Source organism: Alicyclobacillus sp. SP_1 (genome assembly GCF_024706985.1).
Taxonomy (GTDB): Bacteria; Bacillota; Bacilli; order Alicyclobacillales; family Alicyclobacillaceae; genus Alicyclobacillus_I.
On record NZ_JAMCCX010000017.1, the window covers coordinates 119,831 to 142,595 of the forward strand.

A 22,765-nucleotide genomic window follows, 5' to 3' on the forward strand; every position below is an offset into this window, starting at 1 on the left:
ACTTGCGCCATCGAAACAGGGAGCATGGTGGCACGTGCTCGCGGTAGCATGATGTGGCTGTCGATATGCGTCGCAACAAGTTTGTCTTTGACTGGGCTTCTTCTGTACCGGCAAAGATTTCGTAAACCATTGGTCTGTCTATCGCTGATGTCCATGGCCGTTGCCTCTCCTTACGGCTGGATGCGCGAAGCCGCGCATCCAGCCTACGTCCCCGCTCCCATGGAGCAACGCGTCCCGCTTGTAGCCTCGGTGACGACGACGGAGGTAAAAGGGGATTGGGAAATTGTCTTTTTGACGGTTGAGGCCGTAGAGACGCCGTTTGGGAATCGCCAGTGTCGTGCTTCTGCTGTATGGGTTCCTGGTCCACGGGACCGACTGCCGTATCATCGTGGGGAAGTCCTCCACCTCAGCGGATTTTTCGTACCAGATACGTCAAGTAAGCCAGGGACTCTGTGGATGCGCTGGTTATCCCCTGAGGTAAAATTTATCGGTATCTTGAAGTCTTCGCAGGTTACCTCGGCCAATGTGTCACTCCTTATGCAGAAACGGCTTTCCAATTCTCTATCCTCCGTGGCACCGTCTGGGAAGCGCAGTGAAACATCCCTGCTCACTGCACTTTTGGTTGGAGATGCGGAGTCGGACGAGGCCGTCAAGCGCCTTTTTCTGGAGGCCGGTATTCTACACGTCATCACCGCGAATGGAACGAATTTAATGCTCCTTCTCGAGGTCCTGCACCGGCTTGAGTCGCCGTTTTATCGCGTTGTGCCGAAGTGGAATCAGCGACGTACACCCGTGATTTTACTGATTGTAGGCGGTTATGTCGTTCTCTGTGGCGGGACGGTTTCTATCGTTCGCGCGGCGGTGATGGCTGTCCATCGTCTGCTCGGAGACATCTGTGGACGGCGACCGCGGGCCCATGCATCCTTGGCGGTTGCCGCATGGACGATGGCTGTGGCGGTTCCGTCGCGCGCACTCTCGGCGACTGCGATTCTCTCGTTTGTAGCGGTTGCAGCGGTACTGCAGGCCGTACCACGTGCAGGTCAGCGGGATCGCCATCGACCATGGTGGGTCCGAGTTTTTCGTCGATTGGTATGGCTGGCACGGGTGACGGTGATAGTAGAGTTGTACGTGGAGCCTCTGACGGTTGCACTGTTTGCGCAGTGGACACCCTATGCGGCACTGACGAATTGGCTCGCCGACCCGACACTCATTCTTCTCATCGGTCCTTTGTTGGTCTTTGCGGGCTTGGCTGCGCTTGTGCCAGTTCTGCCCTTCGTCAAAGTGCCAGCACAGATGCTGGGAATGGCTCTGACGGCGGTGGTTGGCGGTCTCGTGCGCGTGTTAAAAATAGTCGTTGCCTGGCCGCACGCTCTCGTCGTGCTTCATCCGCCTAATTTGGCCTGGTTTATTCTCTACTACGGGGTCCTGAGCGGTGTTCCTCCGTTGTTTCGTGCGCGTGCCCAGATCTTTTCAAAACGTTCTTGGCGCCGCTTACGCGCCTTCTTGAGCCTTCCTCTAACGCACTGAGCCGTGTCTCTGGAAGGGAGAAGTCATGACGGAAATGTGGTATGATGGTGCTTGGTTGATGTGAAGGATTTCACAACCGAGCGGGATTGTCGCGACCCAATAGGAGCGGCGGACAGAGAGTGCCGGGACGCTCTAGAGCTGGCGGGCGAGCATACTGAAATGAAGGGGACTTGAATCATGGCGAAACTGGTGGTGCTTGGCGGCGGCTATGCTGGCATGATGGCGGCGTCGCATTTGGAACAGTTGGGGGACGAGTTTACACTGGTCAATGCCAATGACTATCACTATTTGACGACTTTATTGCACGAGGCAGCTGGCGGGCGCAGCGGTCCATCCAATTACTCCATCCCAATCTCCGACATTTTGACGAAGCGGACTTCGCATTTGGTGGTGGACAAGGTCACCCACATTGACCGCGAGAAGAAGAAAGTCACGCTCGAAGGTGGGGAGTTGGATTACGACTACTTGGTCGTAGCCATCGGCTGGGTGCCTGAATACTTCGGCATACCAGGTTTGGCAGAACACAGCTTGGGGATTCGGGATTTGGACACAGCTGCAGGTATTCGCAGTCACATCGAAGCGCAGTTTGCAGAGTACAAGAAGTCCGAGGACTTGCGGCATCTCCGGATTGTGGTCGGCGGGGCAGGCCTCACTGGCATCGAATTAATGGGCGAATTGATGGAGTTTTTGCCGAAACTCTGTTCACAACTGGATATTGATTTTTCTTTGGTCGATGTGCAGTGCATCGAGGCTATGCCGTCGATTCTTCCTCAAGTACCTGAATCGTTGCGAGGTGTGGCCGCCAATACCTTAACGTCAAAAGGAGCTAAGCTACGCATCGGCACAAAAATTCTCAAAGTGGAAGCTGGAGTCGTACATTTAGATGGGGCGGATCCGGTCGAGGCAGGAACCATCATTTGGACTGGTGGAGTGCGCGCCAATCCACTGCTGTCAGAGTTGGGCTTTACCTGTGACCGTCGCGGTCGTGCTAAAGTCAATCCGTTTCTACAGTCTGTGGACGATGAGAGAGTCTTTGTGGGTGGAGACAGCGCATGGTGTGATGACGAAGCGGGTCGGCCTTTGCCTCCGACAGCTCAGGTTGCCTCCCAGATGGGTGCGTTGATTGGTCATAACTTGCATGTGTTGGCGCGCGGCATGGCTACCGAGATGAAACCGTTCCACGCCTCCTTGAAAGGTACGCTTGCGTCGCTGGGACGTGATACGGGCGTTGGCGATATGGGCGGTATTCCAGTTCGGGGAATGGTGGCAAGCATCGCCAAGGAAGCAACAAAGGTCAAGTATCTGTGGGAACTGGGCGGGCTTCGTCTGACGGCGGATAAAACTAAACAAGTTGTACAAATGTAAGCACAGTCTGTGTTGCCTTGTGCAGACTGTTTGATGTGTCTGCAGACGATGTTGGCTTGTTTCTAGAGTAGCCGGGTTTGTGCGGTCTCCTAGATGGACGGGAGGGGCAGCAGTGACTGTGATGGACGCACTGGCTCGCCTGCAGGCGGGCAAACACGACCCGATTTATACTCTCCTTGGAACTGACGGAGCAGTGCTCAACTATTTTGTGAGTAGGGTAGTTCAGGCGGCTCCAGGCGGAGGAGCCGCTTTGAGACAAGATGTTTATTTCGATGAAGGTGGTGTAGAAGAAGCGCTCTACACCGCCTTTTCGCCGTCCCTTTTCGGGGATCACACGGTCGTGTTTTTAAGACGAGTTCCACTCCAGTCCTCGAGTGGCAAAGGCAAGTGGGACAGTACCTCGTTAGAAGACTACGTTGAAAACCCATCGACTTGCGCCACTCTGGTTCTGCAGGTGGATGCGGAAAAGTTGGACGAACGAAAGAAACTGACGAAGCTCCTCAAAAAGTATCCGATATTGACGTGCAATGTAGAAGGAACGGAAGACCGTCTGTCCGTTGCAAAGGTTATACATCCTGAACTGATTCAAGCGTTCACGGAAGCGGCTGTGGTAGAGTTGGCCAAGAGGTGTACGTCGGTGACCGCTCTCTTGAACGAAGCTGAGAAGCTTCGCACGCGAATGGCTGGCGCCACGGTTGACGATGCGGTCGTTCGAGAGATGGTTGTCGATTTACCGGAAGATGGGGTTTTTGACTTTGTGCAGCGAGTGCTGCACGGAGAAGTCGGACGGGCGCTTTCGACACGATTGGATTTAATACAATCCGGTACTGATGACATGGTGTTGCTCGCTATGCTGGCACGACATTTTCGATTGATGTGGCACGCGAAGCAATCCGGGGCAGGAAAAGAGGAGGCGAAGGCTCTCAGCGTGCATCCGTATGCGTTGAAGCGAGCGGCCGAAGATGCGTCGGCATGGCCATCGGGACTTATGGAAAAGGCGCTGATTCTCTGCGCAGATACGGAATTTCGAGTCAAGTCTGGACGTTGGCACGGAGAACATGCTCTTGAGTGGCTGATAGCCTGTCTCGGAACTTTGAAAAGGAGTAGTTCGCGGCGCAACCGGGCACAGTAACGTCGACGGTGAGCGTGTCGGCGAGTTGTGGTTTCGCCTGGCCTTGGGCGGGAGCTGGCTCATTGCATAGAAAAAAGCGACCCGTCAAAAGGTCGCTTTTTCTATGTCATGAAGAGCTACGCCAATTCCTTCTCCATTGCGTTAAACTTTCGAGTTAGACGCGATTTCTTGCGGCTGGCAGCATTTCGATGAATGATACCTTTTGTCGCCGCTTTATCCAATGCTCGCGTGGCGATGCGTAGCGCTTGACGAGCCTCATCGACGTTGTTTTGTGACAAAGTCACTTCAAACTTCTTCAAGGTCGTGCGAAGGGCGGAACGCAACGATGCATTGCGTAATGTGCGCCGTTGGGTGACGTGCACGCGCTTCTCGGCAGATTTAATATTCGGCACAATTTCACCTCCTTCGCCATTTCCATCCGTACAGACAGACGACAGCATACCACAGGTATACGCCTGGTGCAACCAAAGGAGGACGTGCCGTGTCAAAAGCAGAACATGCCTGGTCCAAGCTCCGCAAAGTGGAATTGTCCCCTCTACGTCAGCGAGGGCGTCAGAGTGCGCGAACCGATTTGGCCATTGAAGCCAGGGAGTTGATGCAGTCGCCGCTCGGTGCCAATTCGGGGATTGTCGAGTCGTTTGAAGATTTGGATGACATCCGTGTGAGCCGAGTCTTTGTCAAGACCAAAGTCGCCGAGCGAAAAATCGGGAAGAAGAAAGGACACTACGTCACACTTGAGGTGCCTGGACTGCGCCAGCGCAATCCAGATCTGCAGGAACGAGTCGCAGAGGTGTTTGCGAAAGAGTTTGAGAGTCTCCTCAAGTTGCCAAGTGATGCATCCGTATTGGTTGTTGGCCTCGGCAATTCGCAAGTGACCCCAGATTCGCTTGGCCCGCATGTCATTCAAAATCTTTTTGTCACCAGACACTTGTTCACCTATATGCCGGAAATTTTAGGGGACGGGAAAGGGTACAGGGTCGTTAGCGCGATAGCTCCAGGGGTTCTTGGTGTGACTGGCATGGAAACGAGCGAGATTGTCCAAGGAATTGTCGATAAAGTTAGGCCAGATGCCGTGGTCGTCGTTGATGCCTTGGCTGCCCGTTCGCTGTCTCGACTCAATTCAACAATACAACTGGCTGATTCTGGAATTCAGCCAGGGGCGGGAGTTGGCAATCGCCGTCGAGCAATTACTGCGGAGACACTCGGTGTTCCCGTGCTCGCCGTCGGCATTCCGACCGTCGTAGAGGCGGCGACCATCGCATTGGATACGATGGACCGCGTAACGCGAACGTATCATGAATTGCTTCCCGGGAAGGGACCGCACAACATACTCAAACCGTGGACATCAGAAGATAAAGGAAAGATGGTGCGTGAGGTATTGACGCCGCTTGGAGACAATCTGATGGTGACTCCCAAAGAAATCGATGAATTTATGGACGATATGGCGACGGTCGTTGCTAAAGGTCTAAACGTTGCGCTGCATCCGGCCATGACCTTGGCCGATGCAGCCATGTTGACACATTAATTTCAGAAGTTGCTAAGGTTTGCAGCCCGCTGCATGACGCTCGTTACGTAGTTCTCTGTCTGCGGATATGGAGGAATTCCACCGTACTTGGAGATGGACGCGGGGCCGGCATTGTAGGCAGCCAGTGCAAGGCGAGTATTGCCACCAAACTGGCTCAAGAGGTTTGCTAAATAATGCGTGCCAGCATCAATGTTTTGAGTCGGGTTGAACGGGTCGCTGACGCCGTATGTCGCGGCTGTGGTCGGCATGAGTTGCATGAGTCCCATCGCGCCTGCTGGAGAAACGGCGGATGGATTCATTCCTGATTCCTGCTCCATGACTGCCTGAATGAGTGAGACGGGTACCCCGTACTTCTCTGAAGCTGCAGTGATGGCGTCCTGATACGGACTGGGTAGCGTACCTTGATACGGCATCGCGCCTTCATTAGATAGGTCGCCTAATGCCCCGTTAGCCAGGCCGAGGTCTTCTGCTGTGAGCGGTTCGGATGGGAACTGTCCCGCAGGGGAAACACCCAGCTCACCGCTTGAGTATTTTGGAGAAATTGGTAGGCTTCCATTGGCAGCGGTGAAGGGCGACATGGCTTGGGACGACAGGTTGGACATGCTCTCGTTGTCTCCCATCCCTGTATCTGCCGAGCCAACGCCGGGTAAATCGGAGAGCCACGCCTGGATTAGTGAAGAAAGGGCGGTAACGTTTGTTTGCGAAGAGACTGTCGAAGCTCGGGCCAAGAGGTTAAGCAGGCTACCCTGGTCCAAAGGAGACTCCGCAGGAGCATCATTCGCCGCACTGTCCAGCAATGTGCGGACCACGCCAGGCGTGAGCGCCGACGAGTTTTGTGTACTTAACAACTGCTGAAGTAGCATCTCTTGAAAGTTCGTTGGCATGAGATTCGTGCTTGGAGTGGATATCATGCCAGCACTTTCAGACGCAATGGTGGTCAGATTTCGATTCGAAGCTTGGCGCAAGTTACCCGACCATTTGGCGTTTCCTTGGTTTTGGACGGTACTCTGACTGCTGTAATTGAGAGGATTGTTCAATGCCCTACCCACCCATGGAGTTCGATTGATTGCTGATACGAGTCAATTCGCCTTGAAACTCTATAATTCCTCCCTTAAGTGCGCGTTCTGGCAATAAACTTCCGTCGCCTATCTGTAGTCTAGCAATCTTCTCGTCGACCGTCATAAGTTCATAGAGGGACGCATATCGTTTGGTAGGAATGAGCGAGGGAACGGGGGCCACAGGACGATGCATAAATCGGTCGAAGAGTTGCGTCGCAAATTGAAATTGTTACTAGCCGGAGGTCTCTTTTGCGTTTTGTTGATGGGAGCTGCCGCGGGTTCCTTTGCAGGCTTGGCGGCTGGCATTAGTGCACTGTCCAATGCGGACAAACCGCTACCCGTGGTGATGGTGACACCGCCTGAGACAGAGCAACCTCCCGCTGCGTATACGAATCCAAATCCCTCCTACGAGGTTCCTTATGGGTATGACGTACCACAGACAGAGTCCACCCTTCCAAGCGATCCCCTCAGTCAACAATTGGACCGCATGCAAAGTCCCATTGGAGATGCCGTCGACACGGGCGGTGTACTGCTCGGAAACCGCGTGCAAGACGCTTTTGGAAATATGCTCGCCGGGGTATTAAAAACTTTGTTCTTGGAGCGCCCCGATGGGACTTCTGCAGTCAGAGGGGGGTCGGGACAAAATGGCTAAAGTGCACATGAGTGTGTTTTCAAAGTGGAGTCGCCACGCGGTTCACGTTCAGTTGCTGGCATCTGGGTGGTTTGCCGCGGAGGCGACTATCGCAGCTGTGGCAGCCAAACAAACTGGGAATTTAGTCCTGTTGGCATTAAGCATGGCGAGCGCGATTGAATTGTGGTCGGCGATGGCATTAAGTGTCCGTCTATGGATCGTCGTCGAGACGGGAGAAGAGCGCTTTTCAAACTTGGCAACGCGCCTGACGTCCCTCGTCACCGGAATCTTGCTCGCGAGCCTAGCTTGCTATTTATCCCTGCAGGTGGGGCGTCAACTCGTTCTGCCGACGGCCTGGAAAGTGTCTGCATTGGGATTTACGTCCGCCATTGCCGCGAGTGTGATAACACCTTGGTTTGTGCTACAACAGCGCCGACTCGGAAAAATTCTTGGCAGTTCTCCGCTGCTCGACGCAGGCGAACAAGGATTTTTCTTCACAGGTTTGTCATGGATTACCTTGGGTTCACTGGCCGTCGGTTGGGTGGCGCAAGAGCCGTTGGTCGATCTCGCTGGAGTCAGTATCTGCATCGTTCTTCTTCTAAAAAGTGGCTTGCAGTTCCTTGATATGGCCCGCCGCTTGACCTTTTCCAAAGAGGACGACAGGCCCGTGCTCTGAAAGAACTCCATTGTTCTGACTCACAGAGAATGCTATACTTTCGACAGACTGAATGCCGCGCGCAGACGCGGCCTATTTCATGCCCGTGCCGAGGGAGGACACTGTCCTAATGCAAGAGCGCCAATCGCGCATTCGAAATTTTTCCATCATCGCTCATATCGATCACGGTAAGTCGACGCTGGCTGACCGGCTTTTGGAGTTTACGGGAACCGTCGCCCATCGCGATATGCAAGAGCAGCTACTGGACCAGATGGATTTGGAACGTGAGCGTGGCATCACGATTAAACTGCAGGCGGTACGGCTTGAGTACCGAGCGAAAGACGGGATCGACTACGAGTTGAACTTGATTGATACACCTGGCCACGTTGATTTCACGTATGAAGTGTCCAGGTCACTCGCCGCTTGTGAGGGCGCGTTGTTGGTGGTGGATGCAGCTCAAGGAATTGAAGCACAGACCTTGGCGAACGTGTATTTGGCTCTGGAAAACAATCTTGAAATTATTCCGGTCATCAATAAAATCGACCTGCCGAGCGCAGACGTTCCTCACGTTAAACAAGAGATTGAAGATGTGATTGGCCTTGACGCCTCGGAAGCGGTTCTGGCATCCGCAAAAACAGGCATTGGCATAGAAGAAATTCTCGAACAAGTGGTGGCCAAAGTTCCACCTCCCGAAGGAGACGCAGGCGCGCCGCTGCAGGCGCTTATCTTTGATTCTCACTACGACTCATACCGAGGGGTTATCGTCTATTTGCGAGTGGTGAACGGCAAGCTCCAAAAAGGGATGAGAGTTCGTATGATGGCTACGGAGGCGGAGTTTGAAGTGGACGAGGTGGGCGTCTTTCGGCCGCAGATGACTGCCGTTCATGAATTGGCCACAGGTGAGGTAGGGTATTTCGCCGCAAGTATTAAAAACGTGCGCGACACACGAGTTGGAGATACGGTGACCGAGGCTCTGCGCCCAGCACAGAACCCACTGCCAGGATATCGTCGGTCCAATCCGATGGTCTTTTGTGGCCTGTACCCGGTCGACAGTAGTGATTATCAAGACTTGCGAGAGGCGCTTGAGAAGCTGGAATTAAACGATGCTGCTTTGACTTACGAGCCAGAGACATCGAGCGCTCTCGGATTTGGCTTTCGCTGCGGGTTTCTCGGTATGCTACACATGGAAATCGTTCAAGAACGGCTCGAGCGGGAGTACGATTTGACACTCATCACGACCGCGCCGTCCGTGGTCTACCATGTGTATACGACAGATGGGAAGATGGTTCGGATTGACAATCCGAGCGAGATGCCGAAACCGGACGTAGTGGAGCGCATTGAGGAACCTTATGTCAAAGCGTCTGTGATTGTGCCTCGGGACTTTGTGGGTCCAGTCATGGAACTTTGTCAAGAAAAACGGGGAATCTTCAAAGACATGCAATATTTGGATGAGACGCGTGTCACCTTAGTTTACGAGCTCCCGCTGTCCGAAGTGGTGTACGACTTCTTCGACCGCTTGAAGTCCTCGACAAAAGGCTACGCATCTTTCGACTATGAGATTTCTGGATATCAGGAGTCGCAGTTGGTCAAAATGGACGTGCTGTTGAACGGGGAAATCATCGATGCGCTGTCGTTCATCGTTCATCGTGACAAGGCATATCCTCGTGGCCGGGTGCTCTGTGAAAAATTGAAAGAGTTAATTCCTCGCCAGATGTTCGAAGTTCCGATTCAAGCGGCTATCGGTAATCGCGTGGTCGCTAGAGAGACGATTCGGGCCATGAGGAAAAATGTCTTGGCCAAATGTTATGGGGGCGATATCTCACGCAAAAGGAAGCTTTTGGAGAAGCAAAAAGAGGGGAAAAAGAGAATGAAGCAAGTTGGCAACGTGGAGGTTCCACAAGAAGCGTTCATGGCGGTTTTGAAGATGGATTGATGTCATTTGCACAATTGACCATTGAGGAATCTCCGCGTGCCCTCTATGTGCACATACCTTTTTGCAAAAGCCGTTGTTTTTACTGTGATTTTACGACCTATGTCGCACCGACGTCTGAGATGGAAGTTTACGCCTTGCACCTTGAAGAAGAAGTGCGGCGTACCGCGGCTGCCTCGGACGTGCCGCTGTCGAGCGTTTTCTTTGGTGGCGGCACGCCGACACGGCTTCCAAGTCCATTGCTCAAACGACTCTTGAAAAGTATCTGGACTCATTTCGATGTTGCGGCGGATGCTGAAGTCACCATGGAGGCGAATCCTGGGTCCGTCCATCTCGAACAACTGAAGATGCTGAGAGACTGCGGCGTCAATCGAATTTCTTTTGGAGCTCAGAGCTTTTCCGACCGACTCCTCATGACACTTGGTCGATTGCATGACGCGCGGGCTATCGAGCAATCGGTATCCATGGCGAGTCAGGCCGGGTTTTCGAATGTGAGCGTAGATTTGATGTTTGGTCTACCGGATCAACATGTGTCTGATGTCCGAGAGTCGGTTCTGCGCGCCGTGTCGACGGGCGTCCAGCATGTATCCGCCTATTGGCTGAAGGTGGAAGATGGCACACCTTTTGCCCGCTGGCAATCGGAAGGGAACTTGCATCTTCCTGGGGAAGACGAGGAAGCAGACATGTACGAACTTGTTCGGGACCTCCTGACTAGTGCGGGTTTTCGGCATTATGAAATCAGTAATTTTGCCCAGTCTGGATTTGAAGCGCGTCACAATCTTGTCTATTGGAGGAACCAACCTTATTTTGGGGTGGGTGCAGGGGCGCATGGATGGGTGGGGGATTGCCGGCTTGTCAACGTCAAGTCCCTGGTATCGTATGCGAATAGAATCCAGCGTGGGGACATGCCATGGGATGAAGTGAACCACGTGTCGCGAGCAGAGGCGATGGAGACGACCATGATGCTCGGCCTGCGACTAGCCGAGGGCGTCTCAGAGCGAGATTTTGAAGAGCGTTACGGTCTGCGCCTGGACGCAGTCTTTGGGGACGTACTGAGGAACTTGGAGAGTCGCCAGTGGCTGGAAAAGTGTCATGGCAGTTGGAGAATTCCTCACGCGCTCTGGCCAGTTTCTAATGAAATTGTTGAGAAATTTGTGGATGTCCTCGATGTCGATTGACAGAACGCCAATCGGTTGCTATTGTCAAATGGTGAGTTAGCACTCGTGGTAAAAGAGTGCTAACAAGCACAGCCGGATAGGGGGCGGAAAAGGTGCTATCCCAACGCCAACAAAAAATCTTATACGCGATTGTCGAAGATTACGTTCGTTCGGCGGAACCAGTGGGGTCGCGCACACTCTCGAAGCATCAAGAAATTCAGTTTAGCGCAGCTACCATCCGCAACGAAATGGCAGACTTAGAGGAACTGGGATACTTGGACCAACCGCATACGTCGGCAGGACGAGTTCCTTCTCAAAAAGGCTACCGTTTTTATGTTGACCATCTGATGGCACAAGCTCCTGTCGATACCTCCATGGCGGATTCGGTGCGCGTTCTTTTTGAGCACAAAATCACAGAAGTGGAGCGACTTGTGCAACAAACTGCGCAGGTGTTGTCGAATTTGACGCATCAGACGGCAATTGTGTTGGGGCCGCGAACTGCGGAAGAGAAGGTCCGGCAAATTGAGGTCATCCCGATTGCTTCCGGTCGTGCCGTCGCCATTTTAGTCACGGAGACTGGGCTCGTACAGGACCGTGCCATTCAGCTGCCAGAAGGAGTTCAGGGAGAAGATATTGCCCAGTTGGTTCGCCTCTTGAATGACCGCCTGGTGGGTGTTCCCATTTCTAAGTTGCGCTCTCGATTGCATTTGGAAGTGGCTTCTGAGCTGTCCAGTTTGGTCGAGACGTACGAGGAAACACTTCAATTTCTGAGTGAAGTTGGAGTCGCTTCTCCGGCACAACACCGTGCTTACGTGGGTGGAGCTTCAAACATCTTGGCTCAGCCGGAGTTTCGCGATGTCGACAAAGTTCGGCCTCTTTTTGAGTTGTTCGAGCACACGGAGTCCATCGGACGCGTTCTTCCCATCGTCCATCAAGGGACCATTGGTGTTTTGATTGGCGATGAGAACCCTGAATTGTCCTTGCACGATTGTGCCGTGATTGGAGCAGAGTACTACAGTCACGGAGAGGCAGTCGGCCGCATTGGGGTCATCGGGCCAACGCGGATGGACTATGCGCGGATTGTCAACATCTTAAACTATGCTTCGGCAGCACTCTCGAAGGTGCTGACGGACCGGTCCGATATTGGATGACGCGGCGATTCGAAAACATCTCGGGAGGCTAAGACACATGGTCAATGAGTGGACAGAGCCCTCGTTTCACGACGGGGATGGGTTCGACGGCTCGGCAAGCAGTATGCATACAGACACGTCTTCGCTCGGGGAGGAGCAGTCCGAGGATAAAACGGAGATGAACATTGCGGAAGAGTCTGCTCCGGAACCTAGTTCGTTGGACGAGGGAACGACGAAGCTGGCCGAGGAATTGGAAGTTACGAAACAGCAACTCATTCGCACTTTGGCAGATTTCGATAACTTCCGGCGGCGTGCTCGGCAGGAGAAAGAAGACTTAGTCAAGTCTGCTGCGAGAAGCGTGCTGTTGGAACTGCTACCCATTGCCGACAACTTCGACCGAGCCGTGTCTTCTTTGTCGGTGGAAGGGGTGTCTGAGCAGTTGGTGACTGGCATCGGTATGGTTCAGCGCCAGTTGCAGGCGTTGTTGGAGAAACAAGGTGTCGAGCGCATGGACGTGGTCGGCGAGACATTCAACCCAGAATATCATGACGCGGTACTCCAGGAAGCAGCATCCGACGAGCATCCGGCTGGGACGGTCGTTGATGTTTTACAAGCTGGGTATATGTTGAATGGGAAGGTGCTAAGACCTGCGATGGTCAAGGTCACTGTCTGACGCTCTACATAGGGCAATGTACACTCTTGTGAGAGAGTTTCATGAGTGGCATGCCGAAGAAATCTCTTGAAATTCACGCCGAAGTATCATGCTTTCTGGTCTGTAGGGATTTCGTTTGATTCAGTTGGATGAAGGGGGACGAAACAAGTGGCAAAAGTGATTGGAATTGACTTAGGCACAACGAACTCATGTGTTGCAGTGATGGAAGGCGGCGAAGCGGTCGTCATTCCGAATGCTGAGGGAAATCGGACAACGCCGTCTGTGGTAGGTTTCACCAAGGACGGGGAGCGCGTGGTCGGGGACGTTGCGAAACGTCAGGCAATCACCAACCCAGACAGGACTATAATTTCCATTAAGCGCCATATGGGGACAGACCATAAAGTTACGATCGACGGCCGGTCTTATACGCCCCAAGAGATTTCTGCCATGATACTACAGAAGTTGAAATCAGATGCAGAGGCATTTCTTGGAGAAAAAGTGACGCAGGCAGTCATCACCGTTCCCGCCTATTTCAGCGATAGCCAGCGTCAAGCGACGCGCGATGCTGGTAAAATCGCTGGCTTGGATGTGCTGCGAATTGTCAATGAGCCGACAGCTGCGGCACTGGCGTACGGTCTCGACAAAGAGGGTGAACACACGATTTTAGTGTTCGATCTCGGTGGTGGCACATTTGATGTATCCATTCTTGAACTCGGTGACGGCGTATTTGAAGTGAAGGCGACGAGCGGAAACAATCGCCTTGGTGGAGACGATTTTGATGACCGCATCATGAACTATTTGGCTGACAGCTTCAAGAAGGAATACGGCATCGATTTGCGGCTCGATAAAATGGCGATGCAGCGGCTCAAAGATGCTGCAGAAAAAGCCAAAAAAGAGTTGTCGTCGACTTTGACTACAACGATTTCACTGCCCTTTATCTCCGCAGATGCGACCGGACCGAAGCACCTCGAAGTCAATCTCACGCGAGCTAAGTTCGAAGAACTGACGGCAGATTTGGTAGAAGCTACACTCAGTCCTACGCGGCAAGCTCTCTCCGATGCAGGTTTGTCCGCGGATAAGATTGACCGGGTGATTTTGGTCGGCGGATCGACCAGAATTCCGGCGGTGCAAGAGGCGGTTAAGAAACTGATTGGCAAAGATCCATCTAAAGGGGTCAACCCGGATGAAGTTGTCGCGGTTGGTGCAGGCATTCAGGCAGGTGTGTTGACCGGGGATGTCAAAGACGTCGTCTTGTTGGACGTGACTCCGCTCTCTCTTGGTATAGAGACCATGGGCGGTGTGTTTACGCGATTAATTGACAGAAATACGACCATTCCTACGTCCAAGAAGCAAGTCTTTTCAACGGCGGCAGACAATCAGACGACGGTTGAAATTCACGTGCTTCAAGGTGAACGGGAGATGGCTCGCGACAATAAAACTTTGGGTCGATTCACATTGACGGACATTCCTCCAGCTCCGCGGGGCATTCCGCAAATTGAAGTGGAGTTCGACATTGACGCCAATGGGATTGTCAATGTTTTGGCAAAGGATTTGGGAACAGGCAAGAGTCAGCGCATCACCATCACGTCGTCGAGTGGTCTCGCCAAAGAAGACATTGAGCGGATGGTTCGGGAAGCGGAAGTCAATGCGGAAGCAGACAAAAAACGTCGAGAGGCGATTGAAAAGAGAAATCAGGCAGACTCGCTTCTTTACCAAACTGAGAAGACGCTTAAAGATCTTGGGGATAAGGCGGATGCTGCGCTCAAGTCTGAGGCAGAGGAGAAGCTGTCAGCTCTGCGAGAGGCGCTGAGCGGAGACAACGATGACGCTGTTCACGCTGCTTCGGAGGCACTCACCGAGGTCTTGCACAAATTATCCACCAAATTGTATGAACAGGCCGCTGCAGACGCGGGTCAAGCAGAGGGAGCTGGAGATGCGGGCCAATCGACAGCAGATGACAATGTCGTCGATGCCGAGTACAATGTTGTGGATGAGAACAAATAAGGTGCTGGTCGAATGGAGTCGCGGGGCTCCATTCTACGAGTTCGAGTCGGGGGGGAGTAGCCAGTGAGCAAGCGCGACTACTACGAAGTGCTGGGCGTTTCTAAGAATGCCTCGCAGGATGACATTAAGCGCGCGTATCGTAAGCTGGCGCGGCAGTATCATCCCGATGTAAATAAAGAAGATCCGGGTTCTGCAGAGAAGTTCAAAGAGGTGTCCGAAGCCTATGACGTACTGTCGGATGCGGACAAAAGAGCCCGTTACGACCAATTTGGGCATCAAGCGACCGGCGCCGATGCCGCGGGATTTGGCGGCGCTGGCGGCAGTCCGTTCGGAGACTTCTCGGGCTTTGGCGATATCTTTGATATGTTTTTTGGTGGCAAGACGGGGCGTGGTCCGCAACGTGGCAGTGACTTAGAGTATGAGTTGGAAATTGATTTTGAAGATGCCGCATTTGGCGTAGAAGAAGACATTCAAGTCCCGCGCACGGAAACCTGCGGAACTTGCGGTGGAACTGGCGCACGACCAGGGACAGACACTAGGAAGTGTACGTCCTGCAACGGAACGGGTGAACAACAAAGTGTGGTCAATACGCCGTTTGGGCGTATGGTCAATCGGCGCCCCTGTTCTGTTTGTCACGGGCGAGGCGTCATCATTGAGCACTTATGCCGCGATTGTGCAGGTCAAGGGAAAAAGCGAGTTCGTCGGACAATGACTATCAAAGTGCCGCCCGGTGTGGATACTGGAAATCGTCTGCGGATGCCGGGAGCCGGGGAGAACAGTCCGGATGGTGGTCAGCCTGGGGATTTGCATATTGTCATTCGCGTCCGCGAACACGACATATTTGAGCGCGACGGCTTGAATGTGATTGTGGATGTCCCAATAACGTTTGTCCAAGCGGCGCTCGGGGATGAAATTGAGGTTCCGACTTTAGATGGTCAAGTGAAATTGCGTATTCCAGAAGGGACGCAGACGGGCACCTCGTTTCGTATTCGCGGCAAAGGAATTCCCAAACTAGGGTCGCAAACTCAGCGTGGAGACGAGCATGTTCGAGTGCATGTGCAGACACCTACTTCCTTGAATGAACGAGGACGAGAATTGTTGCGCGAACTCGGTAAAGAACTTGGCGTCTCGACGACCGAGCAGTCAAAAACATTTGTTGAGCGGATGAAAAGTTTCCTCAGCAATGCCTGAGTGTCCGCACGCAAGTACCAGGTTGGACCCATGGTAGTCAAAGCTCCATCTCGGTGCATCCGCAGGCTGGAAGGATGGACGAATAAGAAAGGGAAGAAGCGGCCACGGGTTGCCTGAGGCCGCTTTTCCGCATACTTGGAACTTGCTTGCCTTTTGCGAATGGGTTACGCGAGCGGATAAGGATACTTCGTAAAAAGATGGTCGTAAAAGGATGGTGTCGATGAAGTGGTGGGAAGTTCGTACACCGGTTGATTTAACAGTCGCAGACCAACTCGCGGACTTGTGGCTAAACATTCCAGATGTAAAAGGTGTGGCAACCGAAAATTGGTCTGTCGACACGCCGCCGCATGCGGAATATGGAGAGTGGTTCGACGAATCCATTCTTGCAGGTACACAGCCTATGGTGGTTGTCTATCTGCCCGAGACATGGGATAGAGGACGCGTCCAAAGCGCCGTGGAGACGGTTCTTTCAGAGTGGATGGAGGATACCCCAAAGACCCCGCGCCCGAACGTTCAAATTCGACAGTTGGACGAAGAAGAATGGGCGGACGGGTGGAAAAAAGAGTACCGTCCCGTCGAGATTGGCCATCAATTCGTGATTATACCCCGTTGGGATGATGTCGCTGACCATCCGACGCGCGTGAAAATCGTCTTGGAACCGGGCATGGCATTTGGCACGGGTACCCATGAAACGACGCAACTTTGTCTGGAAGCATTGGAACGTTTGGGTGGGAACGGACGAGAAGTGCTCGACGTAGGTTGCGGGACGGCGATTTTGTCCATTGCCGCGGCTAAAGTGGGGGCGCAGAAGACCACCGCGATCGATATCGATCCGGTTGCGATTCGGGTTGCGAGCGATAATGTGGTACAAAATGGAGTGCCGCAAGTGCAGCTTATTGAAGGGGATTTAGTTTCGGCACTGCCATCATTCGAACAGTTTGATGTCATCTTCGCCAATATTTTGAGGGACATTGTGATAAGCTTAGCTCCGGATGCATATCGTCTTCTTCGCACTGGTGGCGTCTTTGTCTGTTCCGGATTTGTTCGGGACCATCTTGAGTTGGTTCGTGAAGCGTTGTCTGAGACGGGGTTTACGGCTCAGCATGCCTACACCAAAGGCGACTGGGCACTGATAGAGGCGGTGAAGTAAGGTGTTGCCGAGAGTGTTTCTTCCTGACGCTGGGGGGATTGACGCGCTCGTCGTGTCGGGCGAACAGGGGCATCATTTTGCACGTGTTCTCCGAGTCCGGGAAGGAGAGCAAATCGTAGCGGTCTGCGCGGGTACCCCGTGGCTTTGCTCGGTGCGAGGTGTCCGTCCAGACCTTGGAGAAATGACGCTACAACCCATCGAGCCATGCTCGTCCCATGAACCGAGAGTGCGTCTGACATTGATTCAGTCTCTCGCGAAAGGGGATAAGATGGATGCTATCATGCAGCACGGCACAGAACTCGGTTGTGCCGAATTTGTCGTCTATGTGGCTGATAGGTCTGTAGTCAAATGGACAGAGAGCAGCGGGTCCAAAGCGAGACGATGGAATAAAATTGTGAGGGAAGCTGCCGCTCAGTCGCAGCGGGACGTGCAGCCCGCGGTGACCGTCTGTATGAGTGTGTCTGATTTAAAGAGTCATTTGCAAACGTGTGATGTTCACCGGGTTGCTCTTTGCGATGAGATGGAGACCTCTTTAGGGATTGTTCCTTTTGCGCGTCAGTGTAGCATCGACGCGATAGCTGACTTGGCTGTATGCATCGGGCCGGAAGGTGGTTGGTCCGATGACGAGAGGCAACGCCTCATCAGTGAGCTTGGGGCGCAGCCCGTCACTCTCGGTCGACGCCAGTTGCGCACGGAGACCGCCGGTCTTGCTGCGCTTGTTGCCATTTTGGCTGCTATCGGGGAAATGGAGGGGAATTGAATGCCGCGTGTCGCGTTTCACACGCTAGGTTGTAAGGTCAATTTTTATGACACAGAAGGAATATGGCAGCAGTTTCAATCTGCCGGATATGACCAAGTTGCCTTCGATGAAAAAGCGGACGTCTACGTCATCAATACCTGTACTGTGACTCATCTGGGTGACAAAAAATCACGGCAGATGATTCGGCGCGCTATTCGCCAAAACCCAGATGGTGTGGTGGTTGCGACGGGCTGTTACGCGCAGATGTCTCCACAGGAAATTGCGGACATTCCGGGCGTGGATTTAGTGGTCGGAAACGACCGGAAAAGCAAGATTGTGCAACTGGTAGCAGAAGTTCGAAAAGAACAGCAAACTTTGATTGACGTGGGTAACATTCTCAAGTCGGACGAGTTTGAAGAGTTTGACGTTCCGGCGTTTGGAGACCGCACGCGCGCGAATTTGAAAATCCAAGACGGTTGCAACCATTTTTGCACATTTTGCATCATTCCTTATGCACGCGGACTCATTCGGAGCAGAGCCCCAGAACGAGTGTTGTCACAAGCTCGCAAGCTGGTGGATGCCGGATATCGGGAAATTGTGTTGACGGGAATTCACACGGGCGGATATGGAGAAGATTTGCAGAATTATCGGCTGTCGCATCTGCTAGAAGATTTGGAACGCATGGACGGGTTGAGTCGAATTCGCATTTCCTCTATAGAGGCGAGTGAACTGGATGACCGATTGATTGAAGTGATGCATCGGTCACAAAAAATTTGCAACCACTTGCACATACCGCTTCAGTCTGGAAGCAACCGGATTTTAAAGCGTATGAATCGACACTATACGCGAGAGTTTTTTTCCGAAAAATTAGCCCGCTTGCAGGTATCCTTGCCGAACTTGGCCGTGACCAGTGACATTATTGTCGGCTTCCCCAGTGAGTCCGAGGAGGATTTCTTGGAGACGGAACGATTTATTCAAGAGCATCATTTTTCAGAACTTCACGTATTTCCATATTCACCGAGACGAGGTACACCCGCCGCCAAATTTCCAGATTCGGTACCCCCTGATGTGAAAGCCGAGCGTGTGCAACGCCTGTTGCGGCTGTCGCAAACCTGCACTCAGTCCTATGCTGAACAACAGCGTGGAAAAATGTTGCAAGTAATTCCGGAACAACTTCTTGCTGCTCACGACTCCGACTTTTATCGGCGTAAATTTGCCCATATCCCTTCCTCGCAAGTAGTGGTCGGACACGCGTCCAATTACTTGAGGGTCGCGTTTGTCGTACCCACATCGGTGGACCGTGCATCCATTATGGGGGAGATTTGTGCAGTTCGCCTGTTAGAGACCTCCAGTGATATCCAACTGGGCGAGTGGTGCGGACAAGTCTCTTACGCCGAGGTTGCGGAACAGTCACGGAGTGTCATGGCCTGAGGGCACAAGGGGTAGTGTGATAGAGTAGTGAGATAGCATCGTTGTGGAGTGGTCGAGGAGGAGTGCGATGATGGTCGAGAATGACGATGTGCTGAAAGAGCGAGAAGCTCTTGAAGTGGAGTACGCCGCTGGAGGCATTGTGGTCCGTGGTGACCAGACACCAGAAGTTTTGATGATTGAAGACCAATATGGCCATATCAGTTTTCCCAAAGGGCACCTGGAGGCGGGTGAAACTTGGGAACAGGCGGCGATTCGCGAAGTTGCGGAGGAGACAGGCATCCAGGCCCAGGTGCTGGCGCCTCTCGGACATGTGCAGTATCGATTGAATCGAAACAACCGCAGCACCATGAAGACTGTTCGATTGTTTTTGATGGAGCCCTTGGACAAAGAGCTAAGTCCGGTTGCACAGATGGAGGAGGTCCAGTCGGCAGTCTTCGTGCCGTTGTCAGAGGCGCTCGCCGCTCAGCAGGACAGAGGATATGCGAATTGGGATTTTGTGTTGAGAAAGGTCGACGCTCTGCTGAGACTGATGCCGTGGATTCAAGAGTTCCGCAACTCAGGGAAGTTTGATGAATCGGTCGATCCCGCTGCCGTGCTGACGGACGACCTGCGTAGACATCTGACAGACTTCCTCGAAGTCACTTTCGACGAAATGCGCTTGGTCTATCCGGACATCTTAGACCAATACGAGCGCCGGGTTGCACTCATCTCTGGAGATGCAGATGCTTCAGTTTCGACCGCTGCAGCTCATGCACTCTCACAAGTTCCTTTAAATCTTCCGCAGACCGAGGAATTGTGTCGTTTGGTCGATTATACGCTCTTGTCACCTGACGCGTCATTTTTAGAAGTCTTGCGTTTGTGTTCTGATGCGATACGTCACAATTTTTACAGTGTCTGCATTTCGCCACGGTTTGTCTCGCTCGCTCGGCAGAGCCTGTCTCGACACTTGCCGTTGGTTTGCACGGTCTTAGGATTCCCCCATGGCGCGGGCGGGTCGGACGAACTCGTTTTCGAAGCGAGCGCGGCCATCGCTAGGGGCGCTAAAGAACTGGACATGGTTGCACCTTTTGGGGACATGCGGGAGGATGACTTCCGTTCGCTCTATACGTCTGTAGAGAGACTTGTCCACTTCGTGCGCTCCACCAAGCAGGAGATCGTCGTCAAGGTCATTTTGGAAGCTAGTGCTCTGTCTCTAGACCAAATTGCCAAGGCAACCCTTGTAGCCATGGCGGCAGGGGCAGACTTCGTCAAGACGTCCACCGGATTTCACCGTGGTGGCGCCACTTGGTTGGACGTCCTGACCATGTATGTGCTGGCGAGGCCGGCAGGAGGCAAAGTCAAGGCGTCTGGGGGGATTCGCACAGCGCTAGCGGCGGCGCGAATTGTCCAATTTGGGGCAAGTCGCATCGGCACCAGCTCGTCATTGCAACTCCCTGGATTGGGAAAATAATGACCTGTGGACCGAGAGTTACGAAGTCGTTTCGCGGTTTGGCAGTAACCATTCGACGAAATGGGCGTATTGCGAGACAAAGGGCCAGACGAGAAGTGTACAGAGAAGATTAAAGAGTGTGTGTGCATTGGCGACGATGGCCGCTGGCAGGAGTGTCGTGCCCGACATGGTGTGTGCGAAGACAGGGATAAAGGGTAGCGCCAGAGCGACGCCCAGACCGTTCAATAATACGTGGGACAATGCGACTTGCTGTGCACCCTTGTTTTGTCCAATGGCAGCAATGACGGAAGTCAAACACGTGCCGATGTTCGCTCCGAGTACGATGGCGACGGCGCCTTGCACCGTCAGCAAGTGATCGTTGGCAAGGCTCATCGTGACGAGAGTTGTGGCTGTGCTCGATTGAATGACGGCGCTGGCAAGTGCACCACAACCCATCGCCATGAGTAAGTTGCCCGTCCCGTGTGTGAGGAGACCGAGGAAGAACGGCTCGTGGCTCAGTGGAGCGAGCGCGTGGTCCAATTCTGCGAGAGCGAGGACGATCGTTGCCAATCCTGCGCATGCTACAGCCGGAGCGCGCCATTTCTGTTGGCGTGACACCAATCCGATGATGCTTAGAGACATCGCTGGAATGGCGAGCAGAGATAAATTGAAGCGAAGCAGTTGAGGAGCGATGGTCGATCCGACGTTGGCTCCGAGAACCAGCCCCAATGCGCTGCGGAACGTCATGCTGTCACTGGATACCAAGCCAACAGCAATCGCCGTCACCGCACTGCTACTTTGGAGAAAGCCGGTGGCTATAGTTCCAGATAGAATGCCTCGTGTCGGAGAATGGACCAAACGGTCAATCCAAAGATGAATGCGGCCAGCCATCATGCCTTCGAGTCCTTTGCGCATATAGTGCAGACCTGCTAGAAAAGCGACCAGTGCCAATGTGGCGATGAGGAGATGAGTCGCCATGTAGTCCCCCCCATTCTGAAAGAAACTATGCATAGGGGGACGTGGACATGTTGCTTTTTTTCGTCGCGGTGCGTCCATTCCGTGTTTGACACGTGAAAAAGCGCTATACTATAATACGCCTGATACGTCATTGCTTCGTGCCGGAGGGAGGGAAGAAGATGTCCGATATTAAGGTTCGCAAAAACGAATCTTTGGACAGCGCGCTTCGCCGCTTTAAAAAAGCGACGGCCCGGGACGGTGTCTTGGCGGAAGTTCGCAAACGGAAGCACTATGAAAAACCGAGTGTGGCCCGCAAGAAAAAGTCCGAAGCGGCCCGAAAGAACAACCGTTCTAAAACATTTTAAGGGTGTGTGAGTAGTCTATGGACTTGTCCGCTCGCCTTGCGGAAGATATGAAACAAGCGATGAAAGACAAGGACAAGGTTCGTCTCTCCGTCATCCGAATGATTCGCTCGGCGGTCAAGTACCGCGAAATAGAATTGGGCTCTGCCCTCACGGAACAAGATGTGTTAGCGGTGGTAAACCGCGAACTAAAACAACGCAAAGACTCCCTCCAGGCGTTTGAATCGGCAGGACGTTCCGATTTGGTGACGGAAGTGCAAGCGGAGATGGCTGTGTTGGCAGAATACCTTCCGGAACAGTTGACGGAAAAACAGATTCAAGAGATTGCGGAGCGCATCATGAATGAAGTTGGCGCTTCCAGCAAAGCGGATGTCGGGAAAGTCATGGCACTGTTAATGCCGGAAGTCCGCGGGCGTGCGGATGGGAAATTGGTCCAGAACGTAGTGGCGAATCTTCTGTCGTCCTGATTCCGAGCCATTATCCGTCCCGTTCGGCCACCGTATCACTGTTCCTTGTAAAATATGGATTTCATCCTGGCTGGGGTTCCGCTTTATGGAACCTCAGCTTTTTTGCGAAAAGGGCTTAAGCGTCTGACTTGCATTTTCATCATAGACTGTGACTGGACTACGCTATGAACGTTGGTTACGTTTTTTGAACTCGCATGCCCTGCGGGGTGAGAAGGCATTCCGGTTTTAGTGCTACCTCCAGGAGCATGGACATACTCTGGTAATGTCCATGCT

General features: G+C 53.1%; 21 protein-coding genes. 18 read left to right on the forward strand and 3 right to left on the reverse strand.

Going from position 1 to position 22,765, the window contains the following annotated elements:
* Window positions 1-24 precede the first annotated feature (24 nt).
* From M4I36_RS04995 to holA, 3 genes are all read left to right on the forward strand, one after another.
* On the forward strand, window positions 25-1,527 hold the full coding sequence (locus M4I36_RS04995) for a ComEC/Rec2 family competence protein (protein ID WP_258110611.1): 1,503 nt from the start codon (window positions 25-27) through the stop codon (window positions 1,525-1,527).
* A gap of 177 nt (window positions 1,528-1,704) precedes the next feature.
* Window positions 1,705-2,892 carry an NAD(P)/FAD-dependent oxidoreductase gene (locus M4I36_RS05000; RefSeq protein ID WP_258110612.1) on the forward strand — a complete coding sequence of 396 codons (1,188 nt, stop codon included), beginning with the start codon at window positions 1,705-1,707 and terminating at the stop codon, window positions 2,890-2,892.
* Between the two features lie 121 nt (window positions 2,893-3,013).
* The gene (gene holA / locus M4I36_RS05005; protein ID WP_258110818.1) at window positions 3,014-4,024 is read left to right on the forward strand and encodes a DNA polymerase III subunit delta; all 1,011 of its coding nucleotides are present in this window, start codon (window positions 3,014-3,016) and stop codon (window positions 4,022-4,024) included.
* Between the two features lie 116 nt (window positions 4,025-4,140).
* On the opposite strand, the gene rpsT is transcribed toward holA, so the two are convergent.
* Window positions 4,141-4,416, reverse strand: a complete 276-nt coding sequence (rpsT, locus tag M4I36_RS05010; RefSeq protein ID WP_258110613.1) for a 30S ribosomal protein S20 — start codon at window positions 4,414-4,416, stop codon at window positions 4,141-4,143.
* Window positions 4,417-4,505: 89 nt separating this feature from the next.
* Here rpsT and gpr point away from each other — a divergent pair, with 89 nt between their 5' ends.
* Window positions 4,506-5,549 carry a GPR endopeptidase gene (gpr, locus tag M4I36_RS05015; protein WP_258110614.1) on the forward strand — a complete coding sequence of 348 codons (1,044 nt, stop codon included), beginning with the start codon at window positions 4,506-4,508 and terminating at the stop codon, window positions 5,547-5,549.
* 2 nt (window positions 5,550-5,551) lie between these two features.
* On the opposite strand, the gene M4I36_RS05020 is transcribed toward gpr, so the two are convergent.
* The gene (locus M4I36_RS05020) at window positions 5,552-6,586 is read right to left on the reverse strand and encodes a lytic transglycosylase domain-containing protein (protein WP_258110615.1); all 1,035 of its coding nucleotides are present in this window, start codon (window positions 6,584-6,586) and stop codon (window positions 5,552-5,554) included.
* A 208-nt stretch (window positions 6,587-6,794) separates the two neighbouring features.
* Here M4I36_RS05020 and M4I36_RS05025 point away from each other — a divergent pair, with 208 nt between their 5' ends.
* The 12 genes from M4I36_RS05025 to deoC all read left to right on the forward strand — a co-directional run bounded on the left by M4I36_RS05025 (window position 6,795) and on the right by deoC (window position 20,727).
* Window positions 6,795-7,259: a hypothetical protein gene (locus tag M4I36_RS05025; protein WP_258110616.1), complete on the forward strand. Its 465-nt coding sequence runs from the start codon at window positions 6,795-6,797 to the stop codon at window positions 7,257-7,259.
* A complete protein-coding gene (locus M4I36_RS05030) occupies window positions 7,252-7,914 on the forward strand; it encodes a leucine-rich single-pass membrane protein 1 (protein ID WP_258110617.1) in 663 nt (220 codons plus the stop codon). Before M4I36_RS05025 ends, M4I36_RS05030 begins: the two co-directional genes overlap by 8 nt.
* Before the next feature lie 109 nt (window positions 7,915-8,023).
* Window positions 8,024-9,826, forward strand: a complete 1,803-nt coding sequence (lepA, locus tag M4I36_RS05035; protein ID WP_258110619.1) for a translation elongation factor 4 — start codon at window positions 8,024-8,026, stop codon at window positions 9,824-9,826.
* The gene (gene hemW / locus M4I36_RS05040; RefSeq protein ID WP_258110620.1) at window positions 9,826-11,001 is read left to right on the forward strand and encodes a radical SAM family heme chaperone HemW; all 1,176 of its coding nucleotides are present in this window, start codon (window positions 9,826-9,828) and stop codon (window positions 10,999-11,001) included. Before lepA ends, hemW begins: the two co-directional genes overlap by 1 nt.
* Before the next feature lie 92 nt (window positions 11,002-11,093).
* Entirely contained in the window at window positions 11,094-12,131 is a 1,038-nt protein-coding gene (gene hrcA / locus M4I36_RS05045; RefSeq protein ID WP_258110621.1) for a heat-inducible transcriptional repressor HrcA, read from the forward strand.
* A gap of 37 nt (window positions 12,132-12,168) precedes the next feature.
* Complete coding sequence (gene grpE / locus M4I36_RS05050) at window positions 12,169-12,783, forward strand: nucleotide exchange factor GrpE (RefSeq protein WP_258110622.1); 615 nt, start codon at window positions 12,169-12,171, stop codon at window positions 12,781-12,783.
* A gap of 147 nt (window positions 12,784-12,930) precedes the next feature.
* Entirely contained in the window at window positions 12,931-14,766 is a 1,836-nt protein-coding gene (gene dnaK, locus M4I36_RS05055) for a molecular chaperone DnaK (RefSeq protein ID WP_258110623.1), read from the forward strand.
* 63 nt (window positions 14,767-14,829) lie between these two features.
* Entirely contained in the window at window positions 14,830-15,957 is a 1,128-nt protein-coding gene (gene dnaJ, locus M4I36_RS05060) for a molecular chaperone DnaJ (protein WP_258110624.1), read from the forward strand.
* A 220-nt stretch (window positions 15,958-16,177) separates the two neighbouring features.
* Complete coding sequence (prmA, locus tag M4I36_RS05065) at window positions 16,178-17,107, forward strand: 50S ribosomal protein L11 methyltransferase (protein ID WP_258110625.1); 930 nt, start codon at window positions 16,178-16,180, stop codon at window positions 17,105-17,107.
* A gap of 1 nt (window position 17,108) precedes the next feature.
* Window positions 17,109-17,867 (forward strand): RsmE family RNA methyltransferase, encoded by a 759-nt coding sequence (locus M4I36_RS05070; RefSeq protein WP_258110626.1) that lies wholly within the window; start codon window positions 17,109-17,111, stop codon window positions 17,865-17,867.
* On the forward strand, window positions 17,868-19,277 hold the full coding sequence (gene mtaB, locus M4I36_RS05075) for a tRNA (N(6)-L-threonylcarbamoyladenosine(37)-C(2))-methylthiotransferase MtaB (RefSeq protein WP_258110627.1): 1,410 nt from the start codon (window positions 17,868-17,870) through the stop codon (window positions 19,275-19,277).
* Window positions 19,278-19,344: 67 nt separating this feature from the next.
* Window positions 19,345-20,727, forward strand: coding sequence for a deoxyribose-phosphate aldolase (deoC, locus tag M4I36_RS05080; RefSeq protein WP_258110628.1), 1,383 nt, complete (start codon window positions 19,345-19,347; stop codon window positions 20,725-20,727).
* An 18-nt stretch (window positions 20,728-20,745) separates the two neighbouring features.
* Here deoC and M4I36_RS05085 read toward each other — a convergent pair whose 3' ends face one another.
* Complete coding sequence (locus M4I36_RS05085; protein WP_258110629.1) at window positions 20,746-21,684, reverse strand: Na/Pi cotransporter family protein; 939 nt, start codon at window positions 21,682-21,684, stop codon at window positions 20,746-20,748.
* A gap of 158 nt (window positions 21,685-21,842) precedes the next feature.
* Here M4I36_RS05085 and rpsU point away from each other — a divergent pair, with 158 nt between their 5' ends.
* Entirely contained in the window at window positions 21,843-22,028 is a 186-nt protein-coding gene (gene rpsU, locus M4I36_RS05090; protein ID WP_258110630.1) for a 30S ribosomal protein S21, read from the forward strand.
* A 17-nt stretch (window positions 22,029-22,045) separates the two neighbouring features.
* Window positions 22,046-22,492: a GatB/YqeY domain-containing protein gene (locus M4I36_RS05095; protein ID WP_258110631.1), complete on the forward strand. Its 447-nt coding sequence runs from the start codon at window positions 22,046-22,048 to the stop codon at window positions 22,490-22,492.
* Window positions 22,493-22,765: the final 273 nt, after the last annotated feature.